General features: G+C 37.2%; 20 protein-coding genes. 5 read left to right on the forward strand and 15 right to left on the reverse strand.

Annotated elements, in window-relative coordinates; all coding sequences use genetic code 11:
• Window positions 1–345 (forward strand): hypothetical protein (locus Q0M21_RS10680; protein ID WP_295337979.1); only part of this gene is annotated, 345 nt, incomplete at its 5' end.
• A 31-nt stretch (window positions 346–376) separates the two neighbouring features.
• Window positions 377–1,039, forward strand: coding sequence for an HAD family phosphatase (locus Q0M21_RS10685; protein WP_295337981.1), 663 nt, complete (start codon window positions 377–379; stop codon window positions 1,037–1,039).
• Between the two features lie 5 nt (window positions 1,040–1,044).
• Here Q0M21_RS10685 and Q0M21_RS10690 read toward each other — a convergent pair whose 3' ends face one another.
• The 4 genes from Q0M21_RS10690 to Q0M21_RS10705 form a co-directional block, all read right to left on the reverse strand.
• On the reverse strand, window positions 1,045–2,499 hold the full coding sequence (locus tag Q0M21_RS10690) for a deoxyribodipyrimidine photo-lyase (RefSeq protein ID WP_295337983.1): 1,455 nt from the start codon (window positions 2,497–2,499) through the stop codon (window positions 1,045–1,047).
• Window positions 2,499–3,785, reverse strand: coding sequence for a deoxyribodipyrimidine photo-lyase (locus Q0M21_RS10695; protein ID WP_295337986.1), 1,287 nt, complete (start codon window positions 3,783–3,785; stop codon window positions 2,499–2,501). Before Q0M21_RS10695 ends, Q0M21_RS10690 begins: the two co-directional genes overlap by 1 nt.
• A gap of 77 nt (window positions 3,786–3,862) precedes the next feature.
• A complete protein-coding gene (locus tag Q0M21_RS10700) occupies window positions 3,863–4,561 on the reverse strand; it encodes an SDR family NAD(P)-dependent oxidoreductase (protein ID WP_295337988.1) in 699 nt (232 codons plus the stop codon).
• 1 nt (window position 4,562) lies between these two features.
• The gene (locus Q0M21_RS10705) at window positions 4,563–5,033 is read right to left on the reverse strand and encodes an SRPBCC family protein (RefSeq protein WP_295337990.1); all 471 of its coding nucleotides are present in this window, start codon (window positions 5,031–5,033) and stop codon (window positions 4,563–4,565) included.
• 135 nt (window positions 5,034–5,168) lie between these two features.
• Here Q0M21_RS10705 and Q0M21_RS10710 point away from each other — a divergent pair, with 135 nt between their 5' ends.
• A complete protein-coding gene (locus Q0M21_RS10710; RefSeq protein WP_295337992.1) occupies window positions 5,169–6,023 on the forward strand; it encodes a DUF2911 domain-containing protein in 855 nt (284 codons plus the stop codon).
• 49 nt (window positions 6,024–6,072) lie between these two features.
• Here Q0M21_RS10710 and Q0M21_RS10715 read toward each other — a convergent pair whose 3' ends face one another.
• The 9 genes from Q0M21_RS10715 to Q0M21_RS10755 form a co-directional block, all read right to left on the reverse strand.
• Window positions 6,073–7,794, reverse strand: a complete 1,722-nt coding sequence (locus Q0M21_RS10715) for a sodium:solute symporter (RefSeq protein WP_295337994.1) — start codon at window positions 7,792–7,794, stop codon at window positions 6,073–6,075.
• 110 nt (window positions 7,795–7,904) lie between these two features.
• Window positions 7,905–10,403 (reverse strand): PIG-L family deacetylase, encoded by a 2,499-nt coding sequence (locus Q0M21_RS10720; protein ID WP_295337996.1) that lies wholly within the window; start codon window positions 10,401–10,403, stop codon window positions 7,905–7,907.
• A 95-nt stretch (window positions 10,404–10,498) separates the two neighbouring features.
• Window positions 10,499–10,879, reverse strand: coding sequence for a hypothetical protein (locus tag Q0M21_RS10725; protein WP_295337998.1), 381 nt, complete (start codon window positions 10,877–10,879; stop codon window positions 10,499–10,501).
• Window positions 10,880–11,076: 197 nt separating this feature from the next.
• Window positions 11,077–11,511: a hypothetical protein gene (locus Q0M21_RS10730; RefSeq protein ID WP_295338000.1), complete on the reverse strand. Its 435-nt coding sequence runs from the start codon at window positions 11,509–11,511 to the stop codon at window positions 11,077–11,079.
• 118 nt (window positions 11,512–11,629) lie between these two features.
• Window positions 11,630–12,160 (reverse strand): mechanosensitive ion channel domain-containing protein, encoded by a 531-nt coding sequence (locus tag Q0M21_RS10735; RefSeq protein ID WP_295338002.1) that lies wholly within the window; start codon window positions 12,158–12,160, stop codon window positions 11,630–11,632.
• A 10-nt stretch (window positions 12,161–12,170) separates the two neighbouring features.
• The gene (locus Q0M21_RS10740) at window positions 12,171–12,746 is read right to left on the reverse strand and encodes a Maf-like protein (protein ID WP_295338004.1); all 576 of its coding nucleotides are present in this window, start codon (window positions 12,744–12,746) and stop codon (window positions 12,171–12,173) included.
• Window positions 12,739–13,674, reverse strand: coding sequence for a geranylgeranylglycerol-phosphate geranylgeranyltransferase (locus tag Q0M21_RS10745; RefSeq protein ID WP_295338007.1), 936 nt, complete (start codon window positions 13,672–13,674; stop codon window positions 12,739–12,741). Before Q0M21_RS10745 ends, Q0M21_RS10740 begins: the two co-directional genes overlap by 8 nt.
• A 32-nt stretch (window positions 13,675–13,706) precedes the next feature.
• Window positions 13,707–14,234, reverse strand: a complete 528-nt coding sequence (locus tag Q0M21_RS10750) for an HAD family hydrolase (protein WP_295338009.1) — start codon at window positions 14,232–14,234, stop codon at window positions 13,707–13,709.
• Window positions 14,218–14,979 carry a DUF2520 domain-containing protein gene (locus Q0M21_RS10755; protein ID WP_295338011.1) on the reverse strand — a complete coding sequence of 254 codons (762 nt, stop codon included), beginning with the start codon at window positions 14,977–14,979 and terminating at the stop codon, window positions 14,218–14,220. Before Q0M21_RS10755 ends, Q0M21_RS10750 begins: the two co-directional genes overlap by 17 nt.
• Before the next feature lie 156 nt (window positions 14,980–15,135).
• Here Q0M21_RS10755 and ccsA point away from each other — a divergent pair, with 156 nt between their 5' ends.
• On the forward strand, window positions 15,136–18,270 hold the full coding sequence (ccsA, locus tag Q0M21_RS10760; protein WP_295338013.1) for a cytochrome c biogenesis protein CcsA: 3,135 nt from the start codon (window positions 15,136–15,138) through the stop codon (window positions 18,268–18,270).
• Between the two features lie 101 nt (window positions 18,271–18,371).
• Here the strand turns inward: ccsA and Q0M21_RS10765 are convergent, their stop codons facing one another.
• On the reverse strand, window positions 18,372–19,154 hold the full coding sequence (locus tag Q0M21_RS10765) for an anti-sigma factor (protein ID WP_295338015.1): 783 nt from the start codon (window positions 19,152–19,154) through the stop codon (window positions 18,372–18,374).
• Entirely contained in the window at window positions 19,154–19,684 is a 531-nt protein-coding gene (locus tag Q0M21_RS10770) for a sigma-70 family RNA polymerase sigma factor (protein WP_295338017.1), read from the reverse strand. Before Q0M21_RS10770 ends, Q0M21_RS10765 begins: the two co-directional genes overlap by 1 nt.
• A gap of 294 nt (window positions 19,685–19,978) precedes the next feature.
• Between Q0M21_RS10770 and Q0M21_RS10775 the strand changes: the two genes are divergently transcribed.
• Window positions 19,979–20,491 (forward strand): glutathione peroxidase (locus Q0M21_RS10775; RefSeq protein WP_295338019.1); only part of this gene is annotated, 513 nt, incomplete at its 3' end.

The raw sequence follows: 20,491 nt of genomic DNA on the forward strand, positions 1-20,491 counted from the left end.
GGTAAACCCGATGGCTTTGGTTCCAAAGAAACTATTTTAGGATTGCCGATAGTGTCAACAGTTTTATATGTGATGTTGACTGTTTTTAGTCGGTTTCCGCACAAAATGAATTATACGGTAACCATTACCGAAGCTAATGCCGAAGTACAATACCGAATCATGACCAGAATGATTAGGGTATTAAAAGTATTTGTCTTACTTGTCTTTTTTACATTGGATTACAAAACTGTGCAAATAGCTTTAGCCTGGCCGGATGTGTTGGGAAGATGGTTTTTGCTCTTACTGTTTGCAATGATTTTCGGTCCGCTATTTTATTTTTTAATCCAATTGTCTAAAAACTCTTAACCCGATTATCTCAGTTCCTCAGCACCTCATTATGATACAAACCGTAATATTCGATATGGATGGCGTAATTGTAGATACCGAACCGGTACATCATTATGCTTACCACCAGCATTTTAAAAAACTCAATATTGAGGTAAGTCCCGAAATGTATGCTTCTTTTACAGGGAATTCGACTAAAAATATTTTTGAGCGTTTGAAAGTAGCATTCAATTTGGAAGAAGATGTAACTACTTTAGTTGAAACCAAACGTGAACTGTTTAACGAAGCATTCGATCAAAAGGAAGATTTGTACTTGTTGGAAGGTGTGGAGGATTTAATAAAAGAATTATATACCAATGGAATGCAGCTGGTTTTAGCTTCCTCATCGGCTACAGTAACCATCAACAGGATTTTCAATCGATTCGGATTGCATCAATATTTTTCCCACATCGTATCAGGTGAAGATTTTCCCAAGTCGAAACCCCATCCGGCCATATTCCAACACGCGGCTTTCTTGGCGCAAACTCCTATAGAAAACTGTATAGTGATTGAAGACAGTACTAACGGAATATTAGCGGCCAAAGCGGCTGGAATTTATTGTGTCGGTTACGACAGTTTTCATTCCAAAATGCAAGATTATTCTAAAGCTGATAAAGTAATTAAACACTTTAACGAGCTGAGTTACGAAAGCATCAAATCGATTACAACAACTTAAGTAAACTATTCTCTATCCGGTAAAGTATGTTTGGCTAAAACCCTTTTGCCATCGGTTTTGACTGCAGCTTCTTTTCGCATACCCCAAAAAAAGGCGGATGATTTTTTCCTTGCTTCTTCCAAGTTAACTATGGGTAACGGATAGTTTTTTCCCGGAATGAATTCGTGAAACACTTGTTCAATTGCGGTAAGTTTCCAAGGTTCATGTACAAATGGTGTTGGTAAAGAAGCCAATTCGGGTACCCATTTTTTAATGAATTCACCATCCGGGTCGTGTTCTACAGCATTTTTGACCGGATTGTAAACGCGTAATGTATTGATTCCGGTCACGCCGGCCTGCATTTGAATTTGCGGATAATGAATGCCTGGCTCAAAATCGAGAAATTGTTGCGCCAAGTGCGGACTGCAGTTTTGCCAAGGCTGAAACAAATGATGCGTGTAAAACGAAACCATCAAAGCCCGCATGCGAAAGTTCAAATAGCCTGTAGTGTTTAAGCATCTCATACAAGCATCAACAATAGGAACTCCGGTTTTACCCATAGCCCAAGCCACATGCCAATCCTCTCGAACGGTTTGCTTCAAGTTGTGGTAACCTTTGTTCACGGCTACAAACTCCATTTCGCATTCCATTTCGAACTTCTGGATAAAATGGGCTTGCCAACGTAAACGAGAAGCGAAATTCGCTATTTGGCGTTTGTTTTTACCACTTTTGGCTTTTAAACCGGCAGCTTGGTAAACTTGCCGAATCGATAAATTTCCCCAAGCTATGTAAGGTGAAAGCCTACTGCATCCTTTTCGTGCGGCTTCGGGTTTGGAGATGTGGCGACTGTAATTTTCAACGCGTTCTTCTAAGAAGGATTGCAGGTAGCGCCAACCGGTTTTACTGCCGCCTTTTTGAAAAGGGGTATTTTTTTCGGTTTTTAAACTAGGAATCGAAAAGTAATTTTCTATTTCTTCTAATTCGCGGTATTTGATAAAACTTCGGCTATCGGCTTTGAACGGAAAACAAGGTTTCTCCATAAAATCGAACCAATCTTCTTTCCAGTGTTTGCGATTCTGCAATCCGCGAATTACACCGTTAGTGATATATTCATGCCAAGGAATTCCGTGTTCTTTCAATATCTCGGCAACCGCTAAATCGCGATCATAAGTAACTTTTAGACCGGTTTCCTGATGCGAATAAATGCCGCGAATGGAGAGTGTTTCGATTAATTTCTTGAACACGGTTACCGCTTCTTCCTCTACAATAAGGATTTGTGTATGATAAGGAAGCAATTCGGCTTGTAACTCTGCTAACGATTGTTTGATAAAATCAAAATGTCGCTGGCTGTAATGTGGATCTTTTTGTAATGACGGCTCTAAGATGTACAGCAATAACACTTTACCCGGCGCTTCCAGAGCACGGTGAAGTGCTTCGTTGTCGTGCAAGCGTAAATCTCTTTTGAACCAAACAATATTCATTAGCCGACAGCTGCTTTATAGACAGTTAAACATTTTTCTCGAGCAGTTTTGTGCTCTACTATAGGTTGCGGATAAGAAATACTATTCCATTCAGGTATCCATTTTTTAATGTAGACTAAGTCTTTGTCAAACTTCTTTATTTGTTCGGTAGGATTGAAAATTCGAAAGTACGGTGCAGCATCAACGCCACTTCCCGCTGCCCATTGCCAATTACCTACGTTGCTGGCTTGTTCGTAATCCAATAGTTTTTGTGCAAAATAGGCTTCTCCCCAACGCCAATCAATTAATAAATGTTTGCATAAAAAACTGGCAGTAATCATTCGAACCCTGTTGTGCATATGACCGGTAGCATTGAGTTCGCGCATGCCGGCATCGACAAACGGATAACCTGTTTTACCTTCACACCATTGTTGGAATAGGGTTTGGTTATTTTCCCACTGAATTTCATCGTATTTTGGTTTGAAACTTTTGTTGACCGTATGTGGAAAATGCCATAGAATTTGCATGAAAAATTCACGCCAAATCAATTCTTTCAAGAACGTATCATTTTTACTTTGCAATGCTTTAGCAACCATTTGACGAACCGAAACAGCGCCGAAACGCAAATAAACTCCTAGGTAAGATGTTTTGTTCATCGCAGGATAGTTGCGCGTAGCTTCGTAATTATCAATAAGTGATTCGGAAACATCAAAAGGAGTGACTGCAATATTGGATCGCTCAAAACCTATGTCATTCAAACTCAAAAAAGGATAGGAGTGAAGGGCTGTTTTTTGTAAATAAGCTTCAGAATTGTAATGGGTTAAGCTTGTTTTTCTAAAGTTTTCTCTCCATTTATTAGAGTATGGTGTATAAACAACATAAGGCGTACCATCATCTTTTACGACTTCGCTTTTCTCAAAAATAACCTGATCTTTACTGGTTTTGAATTCCACGCCAAACTCTTTGAAAAGGTGAAACAATTCTAAATCCCGTTTTCTGGCGTAAGGTTCATAATCGTGGTTGGTATAAACCGTTTTTATCTTGTTTTCTGATAATATCTTGTTGTAAACTTCGAATGGGTCACCGTAAAAAACAGCCAATGATTTGCCGATTTTTTGTAGCTGACTTTGTATTTTACACAGTTGGTCGTGTATGAATGTCACACGCGCATCGTTTTTCGGCAATTGCGAAAGGATGTTTTGATCGAAAATAAAAATAGGCAATACTTCCTCATCGCTTTGTAAAGCATGATAAAGTCCTGCATTGTCCTCTAATCGCAAATCGCGTCTAAACCAGAATATATTCATGTTCTTGATACTCAATGTCAAAGGCAATAACAATGTCAATATTTATTGTATTGTGATTGCTGATGTTGCTTTTTTAATTATTGATTCACCAGTAAAGTCGACATACCGCCATCTACATGGAAAATCTGACCGGATATCCATGAGCTGTCTTCACTGAGCAAAAATCTTGCAGTTTTAGCCATGTCTTCAGGAGTACCGACTCTTTTGAGCGGATGGCGTTGTGCCGATTTTTCTTTTTTCTCCTCGTTGCTCAAGAATTTTTCTGCTAATGGCGTATCGGTCAAAGAAGGTGCTATGACATTTACTCTTATTTTCGGAGCATACTCGGCGGCTAACGCTTTGGCAAAACCTTCAATAGCGCCTTTGGCAGCAGCCACACTGGTATGAAAAGGCATTCCCATGCCGGCGGCTACAGAGCTGAATAAGACTACACTCGATTGGTTGGCTACTAATAAATTGGGAAGAACTGTTTGCAAAGCTTTAATCATACTGATAAAGTTGATTTGCAAATCGCTTTCAAACGCTTCCGGTTTTAAACCGCGAAACGGGCGTAAATTAATACTGCCCGGACAATATATAAATCCGTCGATAACCTCAGGTAAAAGAGAAGTGTCAAGAGTATCGGTAGCTGCATCAAACGGAATATGGGTTACATTCATGTCATTAATCGCTTCGTTGGTTCTGGAGGCGATATATACTTTATTTTCGTATTGTAATTCTTTAGCAATGGCTAAACCAATTCCGTAAGAACCACCTATGAGTAAAATGTTTTTCATCTTATTGTGTTTTGTATTCTCCAAATAATTCAGTTAATTTTTTGTGACGGTAATCGAAAATCTCCTTCAATTTAGGCTTTACCAAAAACGGATGTACCAGTTGTCCGATAAAGCCCATCGGTACTTTATAATCTACAATATCTTCCATTTCTACGCCACCCGGAATTTCTTTCAGAAAGTGCTTGTGATGCCATAAAGAATATGGACCGAAGCGTTGCTCATCAACAAAATATTGTTTGTCAACCACATGAGTGATTTCAGTAACCCATTTCATCGGGATACCCAATACCGGAGTGACTATATATTGTATAATCTGTCCCGGAAACATAGGACGATCATCTCCGGATAGCGTTTTGAAACCCATATAATCCGGAGTGATGGTTTTGAGGTTTTTCGGATCAGACAAAAATGCCCAAGCTTCTTCTAATGTAATTGGCAAATTTTGTTTGGTATGTAATCTGTAAATCTTCATGATTAAACTTTTTGTAAAAGTACAAATTGTTTAATTATAAATTCAAAACATTAAACAAAAATGATTTCATTTATGTTTTAATTAACATTTGAAAACACTACAATTTGTAATTTTGGACAAACTAAATATAACATCATGAGAAAAATTATTTTAGCATTGGCGGTATTAATTGCCAACTTTACCATTGAAGCCCAGGTAAAAACCCCACAACCCAGTCCGAAATCAACTTTAAATCAAGTAGTTGGTTTAACAGATGTTACTGTTGAATATTCCAGACCAAGTGCCAAAGGCAGACCTGTTTTTGGCGATTTAGTGCCGTTTGGCCGTCTTTGGAGAACCGGAGCTAATCAAAATTCTATGGTTACTTTCAGCGAGGATGTAGTTATTAAAGGCGCTACCTTGAAGAAAGGGAAATATGCTATTTTTACAACTCCTAAAGCGGATATGTGGGAAGTGATTTTTTACACAGATACTGAAAATTGGGGTATTCCTGAAAATTGGGATGAAAATAAAGTAGCTTATAAAACTAATGTTGATCCAATTGCTTTAGGTAACCACGTGGAAACGTTTACCATTGCCATTAATAATTTGACTAACGACAGTGCTACTTTAGATATCTCTTGGGAGAAAACGATGATATCTGTGAAATTTGAAGTTCCTACACAAAAAGCGGCTATGGCCAGTATCAATAAAGTTTTGGCTGGTCCAACAGCTGGAGACTACTATTCATCAGCCCAGTATTTATTCCAATCGGAGGGTGATTTAAACAAAGCTTTAGAGTACATAAACAAAGCTGTTTCTATGGTTAAGTCACCTAGTGAAGTTCCGTTTTGGCACTTGAGATTGAAATCCTTAATCCAAGCAAAAATGGGTAACAAATCAGGCGCTATTGAAACTGCTAAATTATCATTAGCTGCAGCAGAGAAAGCCAATAACGCTGATTACGTAAAAATGAACAACGACAGCATTAAAGAATGGAGTAAAAAATAATTTTATTTCAACTCAAAATATAAACCACGAATATTATTTCGTGGTTTTTTTATGCCATCATTTTTTGTTTTCCTTTGGCGATAGTTTGCAGGAATATAGAAATCACTATAGTCAATGAAGCACCAATAAAGTTTAACCACAAATAACCCAATTTCTCCTGTCCGTTAGGGTGAATATGAATAGCATAATAGTAGATAAAAAAGATAGTGGTTTGACTGATTACAGCTCCGTAAAATATAGCGTTAGCTTTGACATATTTTATGTAGAATCCAACCAGAAATACTCCTAAAACAGTACCGTAAAATATAGAGCCTACAATATTAACCAATTGGATTAAGTTTTCAAACAAAGTTCCGACGCAGGCAAACAAAATGGCAATAACACCCCAAAGTAAAGTGAAGTATTTGGTAGCATTCACATAGTGTTTTTCAGATTTCTCACCTTTGACATTTCGTTTGTAAATATCGATGGCGGTAGTTGATGCTAAGGCGGTTAATCCGGAGGCTGAAGAAGACATGGCTGCTGATAAAATTACCGCCAACAACAAACCAATTAAACCGGAGGGCAAATAGTTTAAGATAAAATAGATGAATACATAATCTTTATCATTGGTTTCCGCTTTGCTGTCAACTTTAGCGATTATTTCTTTGGCTTGGTCGTGTAAATCTTTTTCTTTGGCAGAAAGCGAAATCAGCTTATTGCGCAATATCGGGTTGTCATAATTTTGATTTAAGTGATCGATATACAATAAGTTGAATTCTTTTTTTTCCTCCGATAATTGGGTTAATTGCTTTTCCAACTTATTATATTCTTCGGCATAAACGGATTTTTCTACCGCAGTTGTGTTAATCGGATTAAAATGCAACGGCACCGGATTGAATTGGAAAAATACAAAAACCATTACACCGGTTAAAAGAATAAAAAATTGCATCGGAACTTTCAAAAAACCGTTCATAATTAATCCCATTTGGCTTTCGCGATCTGATTTACCCGATAGATAACGTCCCACCTGTGATTGGTCAGTTCCGAAGTAAGACAGCATCAGAAAGAAACCTCCCGTAATGCCACTCCAAAAAGTATAACGATTTTCCGGATCAAATGAAAAGTCAAGTATGTTCATTTTATCATTGGCACCGGCTATGTGCATGGCATTTGAAAAAGTCATGTCGTTTGGCAACAAATGCAGAATCAAAAAGAAGGTAATAAACATTCCGCTCATGATGATGAACATCTGTTGCTTTTGAGTGACGTTAACCGCTTTGGTTCCTCCGGCAAAAGTGTAAATGATAACTAAAATCCCTATGATAATGTTTAGTAAGGTCAGATTCCATCCTAAAATAGACGATAAAATGATGGAAGGCGCATAAATAGTCAATCCGGTTCCTAAACCTCTTTGGATTAAAAATAAGACAGAAGTAAAGGAGCGTGTTTTAAGATCGAAGCGTTGTTCCAGATATTCATAGGCTGTAAAGACTTTGAGTCGGTGATAAATCGGAATAAACGTCATGGAAATCACAACCATGGCAATTGGTAATCCGAAATAAAACTGCACAAAACCCATTCCGTCGTGATAGGCTTGACCCGGAGTTGACAGGAAAGTGATCGCACTGGCTTGGGTAGCCATAACTGATAAGCCTACTGTCCACCAAGGCGTTTGTTTGTTACCTAAAATATAATCTTCTACATTTTTACTGCCTTTGGTTTTGTAAACACCATAAATTACAATAAAAAGCAAGGTTACCGATAAAACAATCCAGTCGAGTTTTTGCATTTTAATAAAATAATTGCATTAGTAAAAAGAAGATTAAAATGTAAATGGCGTTAGCAAGTAAAACCCAAGTGTAACTGTTTTTCCAACGGTATTTTTTTTCTGTTTCCATATTATTTTCCAAGGGCTATGATATTGGCTAACAAACGAAAAGCTCCGGAAACACCTTCAGGCAATTCTCTAAAGAAACTCAATCCGGTGTAAACATAATTTCCTTTGCCGTATTTCGCCACTAACAAAGCGCCGTTTTTAGGTTTTTCACCTTGGTCGTTGGCGGATAAGATAGGCGTAAAGTTGGCGTCCCATTCGTTAGGATAGTACAATCCTTGTTCTTGTTTCCAGCCTTTAAAATCAGCTGCGGTTATTTTATTCGGATAATTTAATACAGGATGATTAGGCGCTAGGAATCGGACTTCTGCATTTTCTTCGGTTACTCGATCACGAGAAATTTTAAGCGGGAAAGGCGACATATCTTTGGTAACCAAATCGTCTAAAGTATTGTACTGCACAATCATAGTTTTACCGTTTTGTACAAAATCCAACAATATTTTTTGTTTGTACGCCAAAGCATTTACTACGTTGTAGGCTCGGATTCCGGTCATCAATACATCAAAATTTTGTAGTTTTTCTGTAGTAATCTCTTCCGGTTTCAGAATTGCAACTTTGTAGCCCATTTGTGTTAAGCTTTTTGGTACTTCGTCGCCGGCTCCCATGATATAGGCAATTTTTTCATTTCTGGTTTTGATTTTTACACGGATGGCTTTGGATTCGGCCGTTTTTAAAACCATTTGTTTGTAGATATGCGGGTAATTGATGTCGATTTTTTCTTTATCGAATTCTTGGTCACCTACAGTAATTAGGCTTTTGATACTGATTTCAGAAGCTTCGGATGACGGAGTAACGGTAAAAACAGCTACAATGTCTTGTCCTTTTTTATCGATAGTAAACGGAATTTCTGTCGGTGATGCTTTCCAATCTTGCGGTAATTCTAATTTGGCACTGCCTTCAACATTGTCTTTTCCGGCTATAATTTTAACCGAAACCGTTTTACTTCGATCAGTATTAAAGATATATACTTTTTCGGCTATAGAAGAAGTGACAATGGGGATGATATCCAAAGGCTGATATACTTCGCCTTTAACATCGTCGTTGTATTTGTAAACCACATAGCGCTCGTAAGGTATGGTTACATTATTGATTCCAATATTGAAAGTCAGTTTTACTTGTCGCAATACATCCGGAATTCCTATGTTCTTTTGGTCATCAACCTGATACATGCCATCAGAACCGGATTGGTTTAACCAATAAGGATTACTGTAATTAAGGTCTGCCGGTAGTTCAACTTCCCATGTTTTTGAAATCACTTTATTTCTTGGCAAAACATTGATTTCTTGGGTCGTCATTGTACTTGGATAGGATTGAATACTATTCAAAATCATATCGACAGAACTGCGGTTGATGGCTTCCCATTTTACTTTTAAAGTACTGCCGGGAGTGATTTCTTGTACATCAGCAATAGCCTCTAAATACAAACCGGTACAAGCAGCAATTATTTTTTTTATTTCTTCTGATTTGACAAACTTCCAATGCTTGTCATCTAATTCTTCAATCAAACTGTAAGCTTTAACCAATTCGGGCACACTGGCTGCAGGATTTTTGAAATCGAAGTTTTTTTCCACCGCATACAAAATATCTCCAATGGCTTTTCCGCCTTTGATGCGATTCCAAGTCGTATCGATGCCTTCAAATAAGTTGGTTTTGTCTTTGGGCGTATCGCCTTTTAGAAATTCTATGTATTCATCTTCTTCACCGCGAGTACCGGTAGCTCCAAAGCCTTGCGATTGGTGACGGCTTCTGCTCAAGGCAGCAATTTCTTGGTTGGATTTGCCTAAAGCAGCATAATAAGTACCGATTTTTAGATTGATTAAATTGGTTTTATCGGCGGCTTTAAACTTCTCTTGACTACCGTAAAACCACCATGAAGTATTAAAAAAAACACGTTTAGGTTGCCAAGTGGATACAAATTGAAGTTGCTCCGGATTTTGTTCCGGATTGTTAGCCAAATCGAAAGCTTCCATACTCAACATAGCAGAAGCTGTATGATGCCCGTGAGTAGTTCCGGGAGAGCGATGGTCAAAACGATTGATAATGATGTCAGGTTGAAATTTTCGAATCGCCCAAACGACGTCGCTTAACACTTGATTTTTATCCCATATTTGTAGTGTTTCCGTTGGGTTTTTCGAAAAGCCAAAGTCATTAGCACGAGAAAAAAACTGTTCACCGCCATCAATTTTTCGGGCTTCGATAAGTTCTTGGGTTCTGATTACGCCTAATAATTCTCTTAGTTCCGGTCCGATTAGATTTTGACCGCCATCACCGCGAGTTAGCGAGAGATATGCTGTTCTGGCTTTTTTATCATTGGCCAAATAAGAAATCAAACGCGTGTTTTCATCGTCGGGATGTGCTGCTATGTACAGTACGGAACCGAGGAAATTAAGTTTTTGAATTTGATGGTAAATTTCAACCGAATTGGGTTTGGTTGGTTGCTGAGCCCAAGAAAATTGGAAAACTAATAAAAATGAGGATAAGAATAGTGTATAAAGCTTTTGCATTTTTTGTCATTATAGCAATAGCTCCAAATATAAACATTAAATAAAATAGAGCGTTTTATTTAATTCGTTTTTAACAAATGAATAAGCTGTACCGATTAATCGTAGGAAGCCGTTGAGTTGTTTGTAAAACGTCCCTTAGAGTTGTAAGGGAATTTCTTTTTGTGAATGTGCAACAACTCATATGGTCTTTCATCATCATAATCGTTAATCGCAACTCTTGCTTTGTTGTAGAGGGAATAACCACCGTAATTGGTTGGTAACTCAGGAGCTGTCATCCATTCTCCTTTATCTTTGAAATAGTAAACCATATTCAAATTATCGAAATAGGCTTGAAGGTTAGGAAAATAGTAATAACGAATGTAGCAGTTGGTATTTTTGTCTATGGGTAAACTCTCTTTTTTAGGAGTATTTTGGGCTTGAGATTGAGCAGCTAAAAGCATACCCAACACCAACAATAGTGATTTAAGCGTTTTCATGATTTTGTAAATTTGGGGTTAACAAAAAACAGTAATCGACATTAATAATGTAACAAATGTAAACAATTAATATCTTTTAACAGAAAATTTTATCGATGAAATGCACTTAAAAGTTTGTTAAATAAGATTTTTTTTATTTTAATTGCTTGAAAACTAAATAATTGACAAAGGCGAGATATAATTCTCGCCTTTATGTATTAGTCTCTACCTTTTCCGTGTCCGTGGCCTTTACCAGGATGGTTTTTAAATTTTCCGTGTCCGTTGTTGCCGTTTTTTTTCCAATTCCCGTTGCCTTTATATTTCACTTTATGGGTTTTGAAATGAGTATACGGTCGGTGACCATGATAATCCGTTAAATATACGGTTCGACCTCTGCGTAAGTCATAACCTCTGTAATGTGCCGGTAATGCTGCCGAGCGGAACCATCTGCCGTTTCTTAAATAAATATACCTGCGTGCAGGAACATCGTAATAAACTTCTATATCCGGAAGATAGTAATAGTGTACTTCTACAGGTGCGTTAGGTGCCCAAACCGGTGGTACACCAACGTTTACATTAACAGATACTTGAGCATGAGTGTTTACTGTTATCGTTATAAAAACGCTTAGCAGTACTAATTTCATTGTTTTCATAATTATTAGGATTTAATTACTATTAGTGATAAAACTAACGTAAAAACAATGCCAAGCAGTATAGGAAAACTTAGGTTTATCAAAAAATTAACATTTTCGGAATCCTTTTTTGTGCGTATTAGTCGGTGAATTCTTGGTCCTCATACCTTGGTTTTATTATGGAAATCCCTTTTTGAAGTAAAAGATTATTCGGATAAACCAATCGCTCACCATCTTTAGTAATTAAATCGGTATGGAAAGCATTAATATCAATGATTTCACCTTCAAAAGGGAAGTCTTTATCGTGTACTTTTATAACATCTCCAATCTTAAACGGAAACGAAAAAAACAAAATTACCCCTGAAGTAATATTGCTTAAAATTGACCATTGCGCAAACATGGCAACCCCAACTACCGTAGCAATGGAGGAGAGTGTAATCATAATGTCATTTTTTTGGACTCCCCAAATTACAATCAGGGAGATTACTGCCAAAATATTAATGAGCAAATGAATGTATTTGATAACCAAATTGGATCTTTTTTCAATTCCGGTATGGGATTTTGAATATTTTCTAACCGCTTTGGTTACCACTAATCGCAGCAGTATAACTACAATCAACAACAAACCTGTAGCGAACAATTCTTTAGAATAAAATTCAAAAAAATGCATAATCTTGAAATTATAAGTTAGTCAAATACTCGTACACTTTGTCGGTAGGCATGCCAACAACATTGGTATATGAACCTTCAATTTTGGCGATTCCTATTAATCCAATCCATTCTTGTATACCATAAGCACCGGCTTTGTCAAACGGTTGGTAATGGTCTAAATAATAACGAATCATTTCCTCGGTAAGATTTTTAAAAGTTACTTTAGTAACTTCAAAAAGCGTTTCTGTTTTTTGTTTTGTTTTAAAGCAAACGGAAGTAATTACTTCATGGGTTTTTCCCGACATGGCTTTCAACATGGTCAGAGCGTCTTCATAGTCCTTGGGTTTGCCCAGAGCTCTATTCTCAAACCAAACGATGGTGTCGCTGGTAATCAATACTTCGTTATCTTTTAAATCGTCAAAAGCGGCCGCTTTGAGCTGTGCTAAATAATTGGTTATTTCAACACCTTGCAGGTTTTCAGGATAAATTTCTTCAACTTCTTTTAGTCGGATTTCGAAATCAAGGTCTAATTCCCTCAAAAACTGTTGTCTTCTGGGGGAACCTGAAGCCAAGATGATTGTATGACTGCACAATTGATTACCCATTGAATTTGATGTTAAAGGTGATTACCAAAATAGACAGTATTCCGAAAAAAATGACGAATTTTAAAATAGTACTCAATAAAGCAAAATCTTGTTTGGTTTTAGCACTCCATGTTTTAATTAAAAAGAAAACCATTGGGCCAACCACCGCAACTAAGCTGTAAACCACTGCCACATAAAGTTTATTTTCCATTAAATTGTCATTAATATACCAAAATAGGAGCAAAGTAGCTACCAGTCCAATTACAAAAATAACTTTGGATGTTTTAGCCATACCAATAACTATGGGTAATGTTCTCATTCCTTCTAAGTTATCGCCTTCGTAATCTTGAGCATCTTTAACAATCTCACGGATTAAATTGATGATAAAAGCAAAAATAGCATAGTCTAACAGTATCGATAAAATAACTTTCATTTTGGCCCATAATTCCACATCTACATAAGTCATCATTGGTAATACATCAAACATGCCAACAACAATTACTGACAATCCTAAAATTAAAGCCACAATCACATTGCCAATTACTGCTATTTGCTTCAAGCTGGTAGCATAAAGATAGAGCAGGGCAGAACTGATGATAAACACTCCGAAAAAAGAAGTTTTATTAACAAAATCAGCCAAATAGTAACCAATCAACATTCCGGCTATATTGAGTCCGAAATACAAATTATAAGCCAAATCTTCCGAAATAGTTTTGCCCACAATAACTTTATTGGGTTTGTTGGTTTGATCGGTTTCCTGATCCATAATGTCGTTAATCACATAACCGGCTGCCGCAATTAAAAGAGTGGCTAATACTAACAATCCGTATTGCCAATCAGATAAGGTTAGCGGTACGTTTTGTTGCTTTAAAAACCCGTATCTTAAAACGAGTTGCATCAAGGCAATGAGTAATAAGTTTTGGTATCGAATAAGTTTTAAGAATTTCATTGGTTCAGTTTAAATCAGTCAATTTTAGGCTTTTAATCGTGTTTTCCATTATAATACATATGCCACTTGTTTTGGGCTTTCATCACTTGCTCAATCACTTCACGCACAGCACCTTTTCCGCCGTTTTTGTGAGAGATGTATTTGGAGATGGCTTTGATTTCCGGACTTGCATCTTGTGGACAAGTTGGTAAACCCACCAACTGCATCACATGAAAATCAGGGATGTCATCACCCATATAAAGCACTTCTTCCGGTTTGATATTGTACAATTCGCTGTATTGCTTGAAGGTTTCTACTTTGTCCGGTGTAGCCAAATGGATATCGGTAATTCCCAAATTTCTCAATCGGATGCGAACGCCTTCGTTGTGTCCGCCGGAAATGATACAAACATTGTAGCCACTTTCAATGGCAGCTTTCATGGCAAAGCCGTCACGAATATTCATGATTCGTAACATTTCACCGTTAGGCGCTACATGAACCGAGCCATCGGTTAAAACACCATCAACATCGAAAATGAAGGTGGTAATATGATTCATGATTTCTTTATAACTTTTTTCCATGATCGATTATAGATTTGGTGAGCAATTTATAGATTTCTTTTTGGTTTTCGTCAGTCAAAAATGATAAGTGTTTATTGATAGTTTCTGTATCATTTCGCTTGGCCGGACCGGTTTGCGCTTCAGCCGGAGTAAGCGTTAGTGTTTTTTGGGCAGTTTCCTGAATTAAAGGCTTCAAAATATCAAAAGGCAATTGGTTTTCCTCACAAATTTCGTGACCGATTTGATACAAATGATTGACAAAATTTGAAACGTAAACAGCAGCTACATGTAAGGCTTGGCGCTGTAAAGAATCAACCTTGTAAGTATATGTTGCAATCGATTTTGCCAACTCTTCTAAAGTTTGAAAATCCTCAGTTTGTGCGGCTTCCAGACAAATAGGCACCGATTGGTATTCGATGGCTTTGGCTTTGGAAAAAGTTTGCAATGGATAGAAAACGCCACGGCGATTTTTACCGTCTAAAGCTGTCATGTTAACACTACCGGAAGTATGCACAACCAATTGATTGTTGAACGGAATTTGACTTGAAACTTCCGCAATAGCATTGTCAGAAACGGCAATGATGATGATATCCGCTTTTTTCAACAACGACCAATCGCTGATGATTTGTTCCGGTAGCAAAAGACCTTGTAATGCATTCTTGTTTCTGGCAAACGCCTGAATAACTTCAACTTGCTTGTTTTTACCGAAAGCTTTCAGTAAATGATAAGCTACATTCCCTGAACCAATTACAGACACTTGTATCATGCGACAAAATTATCGAAAATTACCATTAGATTCTTCATTTTGAATTAAAGAAATGTACAACTCTTAAAAATGTATTAAAACCCCAAAATTATCAATCAGATATCTATTTATTTCCCCTATTTTTGTATCGCTTTTTAAAAAAATTATTCCAACCTCATGGAAAAAAAATTATACTCCTTTTTATCCTCCACGCGTTTAATGGCTTTTTTGTTTATTGCTTTCGCTGTAGCTATGGCTGCAGGAACTTTTATAGAAAGCAAGTACAACACCGATACTGCCCGAATTATGGTTTACAATGCTTGGTGGTTTGAAGCTATCATGTTGGTCTTCATGATTAATTTCCTCGGCAATATCAAACGTTATCAGTTGTACAAAAAGGAAAAATGGGCTACTTTATTACTTCATTTGTCTTTTATTTTTATCATAGCCGGTGCTTTTATCACTCGTTACATCAGTTATGAAGGTATGATGCCGATTCGTGAGGGCGCTACTTCTAATCAGGTTTATTCAGATAAATGTTATTTGACTGTTTTTGTTGATGGCGATTACCAAGGTAAAATGATGCGTCGCATTTTTGAAGAACCGCTTTTACTTTCTCCGGTAACCGATAATTACTTTAATATCAACAGCAAATTTTCCGATATTCCTTTTGAAATCGAATACCAAGATTTTATTTTAGATGCTAAAGAAAGCATCAAAGATGACGCCAACGGAGATGTATATTTAAAGTTGGTAGAATCGGGCGACGGAACGCGACACGAACATATGCTCAAAGCAGGTGAAGTACAAAACATTCACAATGTTTTATTCGCCTTAGATAAACCAACACCCGGCGCTATTAATATTGACACTAAAAACAATACCATTACTTCACCGTTCGACGGACAGTTTATGCGAATGGCTGATAAGTTAGAAGGAAAAGTAGTGAAAGATGCCACTCAACCTTTGATGTATCGTTCGTTGTACAACATTGGCGGCAGTCAGTTTGTATTGCCTGAATTACCTAAAAAAGGAATCAAATCTTACCAGCCGAGTGGTGATTTTAAAGCCAAAAATGGGGAAGATGCTCTGGTTTTGAAAGTTAAGACTCAAGGAAAAGAACAATCGGTTACTTTGTTGGGTTCTAAAGGAAAGCAAGGCGAACCTAAAGCCTTCAAATTGGGCAATCTAGAATTTACGATTTTTTACGGCTCTAAAGTATATGAGTTGCCTTTCAGTTTAAAATTGAATGATTTTATTGCAAAAAAATATCCGGGTACAGAAAAGAGTTTCTCTTCTTTTGAAAGCAAAGTTACACTCATCGACGGAAAAGAGAAAAACGACCATCATATTTATATGAATCACATTTTAGATTATAAAGGGTTCCGATTCTTCCAGGCTTCATTCGATCCGGACGAAAAAGGAACGGTACTTTCTGTAAACCACGATTTTTGGGGAACCAATATTACCTACATTGGATATTATTTGCTTTATTTCTGCATGATGGCGATTTTATTCACTAAAAATACTCGCTTTGCGGATTTGAAAAGAAAGCTGGAAAATGTGAAAAAGAAGAAACATCAATTAACGGCTGTCTTGGTATTGTTGTTTTCATTGAACGGTTTCGCTCAAGAGCACACCACACATCAAAGAGCGTTGCCAACGCAAAAGCAAATAGACTCCATCATCAACAAATATAAGGTATCCGAAAAACATGCAGCGCAATTCGGGCGATTGGTAATTCAGGACGACGGTGGTCGTATGAAGCCTATCAACACATTTTCATCAGAATTGTTGCGTAAAGTCAGCAAAAGCGATACCTACAAAGGAATGAATTCCGACCAAGCCTTTTTGTCTATGACGCAATTCCCGACGGTTTGGTTTGAAACGCCTTTGATTTATATCAAAAAAGGAAACGACAGTATTCGCAAAATTATCGGAATTGAGCCCGATGCGAAATACGCCACTTTCCGTTCTTTCTTTGATGATAAAGGAAATTACAAGTTATCACCTTATTTAGATCAGGCTTACAAAGCCGCTACCCCTAATCAGTTTGAAAAAGATTTTATAGAAACCGATAAAAAAGTCAATTTACTGAATTCGGCACTCAGCGGAAAAATTCTTCGAATCTTCCCGGTACCAAATGACCCGAACAACAAATGGTTGTCATTTTTAGAAATCAATCATACCACCGGAACCTCATTGGATACCATAAAAGGGGCATTACCGGTGTACTTGGATGCTTTGATGAAAGCTTCGGAAACCCAAGATTACACCCGCGCCAATACGTTTTTAGTTGGGATAGAAGATTACCAAAAAGTATACGGTAAAGCCGTTCGTCCGGCGGAAGATAAAATTGATTACGAGATTTTATACAACAAATACGATGTATTTAAAAACTTGTTTTGGTTGTATATGATGGCAGGATGCTTGATGTTGTCCTTGGTTATTGTGAACATTTTCTTTGAAAAAAAGATTCTCCGATTTACCATTAACGCTTTCCACATTTTCATAGGATTGTTGTTTGGTTTTCACACTTTAGGATTAATTGCCCGATGGTATATTTCTGGTCACGCGCCTTGGAGTGATGCTTATGAAAGTATGATTTATGTGTCTTGGGCTACCATGTTCTTTACTTTGGCTTTCGACCGTAAATCAAAATTAACAGTAGCTTCGGGAACCTTTGTAGCTTCTATGATTTTGATGATTGCGCATTGGAATTGGATGGATCCTGCAATTGCCAATTTACAACCGGTTTTAAATTCGTATTGGTTAATGATACACGTTGCGGTGATTGTAGCGAGTTATGGACCGTTTACTTTAGCGATGGTTTTGGGTATAGTTTCCCTTATTTTGATGTTGTTTGCCAACGATAAAAACAAAGCTAAAATGGACCTTAATATCAAAGAAATTACCTATATCAATGAAATGGCACTGACTATCGGATTGGTAATGTTGACTATCGGAAACTTTTTAGGTGGTCAATGGGCTAATGAGAGTTGGGGACGCTACTGGGGTTGGGATCCGAAAGAAACTTGGGCCTTGATCAGTATTATGGTGTATGCTTTTGTTATTCACGCCCGATTCGTTCCGGCTCTTCGTGGCAAATGGGTATATAACGTAATGGCTATTTTTGCGTTTTATTCGATATTAATGACCTATTTTGGAGTGAATTTCTACCTTACGGGATTGCATTCTTATGCCAGCGGTGATAAAGTAGTAACACCTTCTTTTGTGTATTATTCTGTAGCCATTATTACTTTATTAGCAGTGTTGTCTTATTTCAAACACAAGAAATATTTAAGTAAATAAATAGATTGCATTGTATTTGCTAATCCTATTCAAATAAAACACCGCAAATTCAGCTGATTATTAGCGAATTTGCGGTGTTATTTTTTTACGAAGTCAGTATACTATACTTTTCCTAAAGTATATAATTTTTCGAGCGTTGGCGATTTACTTCCGCCGGCCGGTTCTAAAGTAATACCGAAAGCTTCGGCGCCTTCATTGTTGGCTACTTTAAACAAGGAATTGTCAGCTGTATAATTTTCTAACAAACCGATGCTGGTTGGCGTTAGCGGATTGAGTTTTAAAGCCCAAACTTGGTATACCATGCCTTCCGGTGGCTCCGGTAAACCTGAGGCATCTATATAAACCGTTTGTTGTTCTTTATTCCAATATACTTTAGCGGAAGCTTTGGGATCAATAGCTTGTCCGGCTAAAGGTATGATGGTGGTTTTTGCGTCTCGAACTACATTTAAAACTGTAGTGGTTTCTTTGTTTTTCGATTCTAGCTCAACTATCGTTTGTTCCAACTTCGATTTTTGACTTTCAATCGATTGGATTTGGTTTTGGGTGTTGCTGAGTTTGTTGTATTGGAATCCGATACCAACTAGCAAGGCAGCAGCTGCTGCCCAACCAATATAAGTTGCGGTGTTATTTATTGGTTTTAAATCGACTACTTTACCGTGTTTTAATTCCAATTGCGCTTTTATCTTTTCAAACTGACTGTGTGAGATGAATGGAGAAAAACTACTCGATAAATTAATGATGGCTTTTTCAATTGACACAATTTCGGCCTTGACTTCCGGGTGTTTATTGGCCATGGCACTTACCTGATCGTTCTCTTCTTCGCTCAGCAAACCGTACACATAGAGTTCTAAGATGCCTGATGCTATATATTCTTTTGTTTCCATTATACTTTTAAAAAATTTCGTAGGTCGTTCATACACATTCTGTTTTGGGTTTTAACGGTACCCAAAGGGATTTCCAATTCTTCAGAGGCTTCTTGCTGTGTATAACCTTTAAAAAAGAGTAAGTCGATTATTTGAATACATTTCGGTTTGAGCTTTTTCACAAACTCTAAAATCCCGATGGTATCAATTCTATTGGTCAGTTTGCTGTTGTCGTCTAACAGATGTACGAAATTATCTGCTGATAGGTTTTTTTGACTGTTGTTAAAACCTTTCGAACGAAGTTTATCGATGGCGGTGTTTCGGGTAATGTTGAGCATCCAAGTGTACAATCGGCCTTTACTTTGATTATAAGTGTCGATGTTCTTCCATATTTTGACAAATACTTCCTGAAGCACATCTTCAGCTTCTTCCTGGTCTTTAATCAAATTGGTGATTACGCTGAACAAACTCCTCGAGTACATATCGTACAGCGCAGTAAAAGCCTTTTCTTCCTTCCTCAAAAGCAAGGGCAACAATTCTTCTTGTGTCATACCTATTTTTTTTAATCGTAAATTTAACGAAACTATTTCCATATTAACCAACTATTTGTGCAGAAATACCAATTTCTGTAAATCCAGAGCCAAGTCTCTTTCGTATATGCAAATAGGGAAATCAAATTTGGGATTTGATTTAGGTTTTTTGTTTTGATAGCAGAATAGTTTTCTGTTATGTTTGTTGAAAGTCCGACGATGTTATGTTGTCGGGCTTTTTTAATTAATAAAACTTTAGGAATTGTATAACATCAGGCTCGTGAATAATGAGTAATTTTATAAAAAATTAAGTATATGAAGAACTATTTATATTTAGCCTGCGGCGCTATGTTGCTTTGGAGTTGTCAAAACAATGCACAAAGCAAACCTGTTGCCGTCAATACAAACAATTCTAATACTATGACAACAATAATCCAAGGTGAATCCGTTCATCAATTTAAAGTAACCGATTTATATGGCAAAGAATTTGATTTTGCCTCTTTAAAAGGAAAGAAAATCTTAATTGTAAATACTGCTTCTGAGTGCGGATTAACGCCCCAATACAAAGATTTAGAGTCGATTTACAGCAAATACAAAGACAAGAACTTTGTGGTGATTGGTTTCCCGGCCAATAATTTCGGTGGACAAGAACCGGGCAGCAACCAAGAAATTGCTAAGTTTTGCCAAATGAACTATGGCGTGTCTTTCCCGATGATGGGTAAGATATCTGTAAAAGGAAATGATATGCATCCGCTTTACCAATTTTTAACCCAAAAAAGCAAAAACGGTTTACAAGACAGTGAAGTAGAGTGGAACTTCCAGAAATAC

The organism is Flavobacterium sp., assembly GCF_024710485.1.
Lineage (GTDB): Bacteria > Bacteroidota > Bacteroidia > Flavobacteriales > Flavobacteriaceae > Flavobacterium.

Coding starts and splice junctions, on each gene's coding strand:
- Q0M21_RS10765 (WP_295338015.1), bottom strand. CDS start 19,154: ATGGAAACAAAAGAATATATAGCATCAGGCATCTTAGAACTCTATGTG.
- Q0M21_RS10690 (WP_295337983.1), bottom strand. CDS start 2,499: ATGAATATTGTTTGGTTCAAAAGAGATTTACGCTTGCACGACAACGAA.
- Q0M21_RS10725 (WP_295337998.1), bottom strand. CDS start 10,879: ATGAAAACGCTTAAATCACTATTGTTGGTGTTGGGTATGCTTTTAGCT.
- Q0M21_RS10740 (WP_295338004.1), bottom strand. CDS start 12,746: ATGGGTAATCAATTGTGCAGTCATACAATCATCTTGGCTTCAGGTTCC.
- Q0M21_RS10745 (WP_295338007.1), bottom strand. CDS start 13,674: ATGAAATTCTTAAAACTTATTCGATACCAAAACTTATTACTCATTGCC.
- Q0M21_RS10755 (WP_295338011.1), bottom strand. CDS start 14,979: ATGATACAAGTGTCTGTAATTGGTTCAGGGAATGTAGCTTATCATTTA.
- Q0M21_RS10705 (WP_295337990.1), bottom strand. CDS start 5,033: ATGAAGATTTACAGATTACATACCAAACAAAATTTGCCAATTACATTA.
- Q0M21_RS10715 (WP_295337994.1), bottom strand. CDS start 7,794: ATGCAAAAACTCGACTGGATTGTTTTATCGGTAACCTTGCTTTTTATT.
- Q0M21_RS10730 (WP_295338000.1), bottom strand. CDS start 11,511: ATGAAAACAATGAAATTAGTACTGCTAAGCGTTTTTATAACGATAACA.
- ccsA (WP_295338013.1), top strand. CDS start 15,136: ATGGAAAAAAAATTATACTCCTTTTTATCCTCCACGCGTTTAATGGCT.
- Q0M21_RS10750 (WP_295338009.1), bottom strand. CDS start 14,234: ATGGAAAAAAGTTATAAAGAAATCATGAATCATATTACCACCTTCATT.
- Q0M21_RS10720 (WP_295337996.1), bottom strand. CDS start 10,403: ATGCAAAAGCTTTATACACTATTCTTATCCTCATTTTTATTAGTTTTC.
- Q0M21_RS10735 (WP_295338002.1), bottom strand. CDS start 12,160: ATGCATTTTTTTGAATTTTATTCTAAAGAATTGTTCGCTACAGGTTTG.
- Q0M21_RS10710 (WP_295337992.1), top strand. CDS start 5,169: ATGAGAAAAATTATTTTAGCATTGGCGGTATTAATTGCCAACTTTACC.
- Q0M21_RS10700 (WP_295337988.1), bottom strand. CDS start 4,561: ATGAAAAACATTTTACTCATAGGTGGTTCTTACGGAATTGGTTTAGCC.
- Q0M21_RS10685 (WP_295337981.1), top strand. CDS start 377: ATGATACAAACCGTAATATTCGATATGGATGGCGTAATTGTAGATACC.
- Q0M21_RS10695 (WP_295337986.1), bottom strand. CDS start 3,785: ATGAATATATTCTGGTTTAGACGCGATTTGCGATTAGAGGACAATGCA.
- Q0M21_RS10770 (WP_295338017.1), bottom strand. CDS start 19,684: ATGACACAAGAAGAATTGTTGCCCTTGCTTTTGAGGAAGGAAGAAAAG.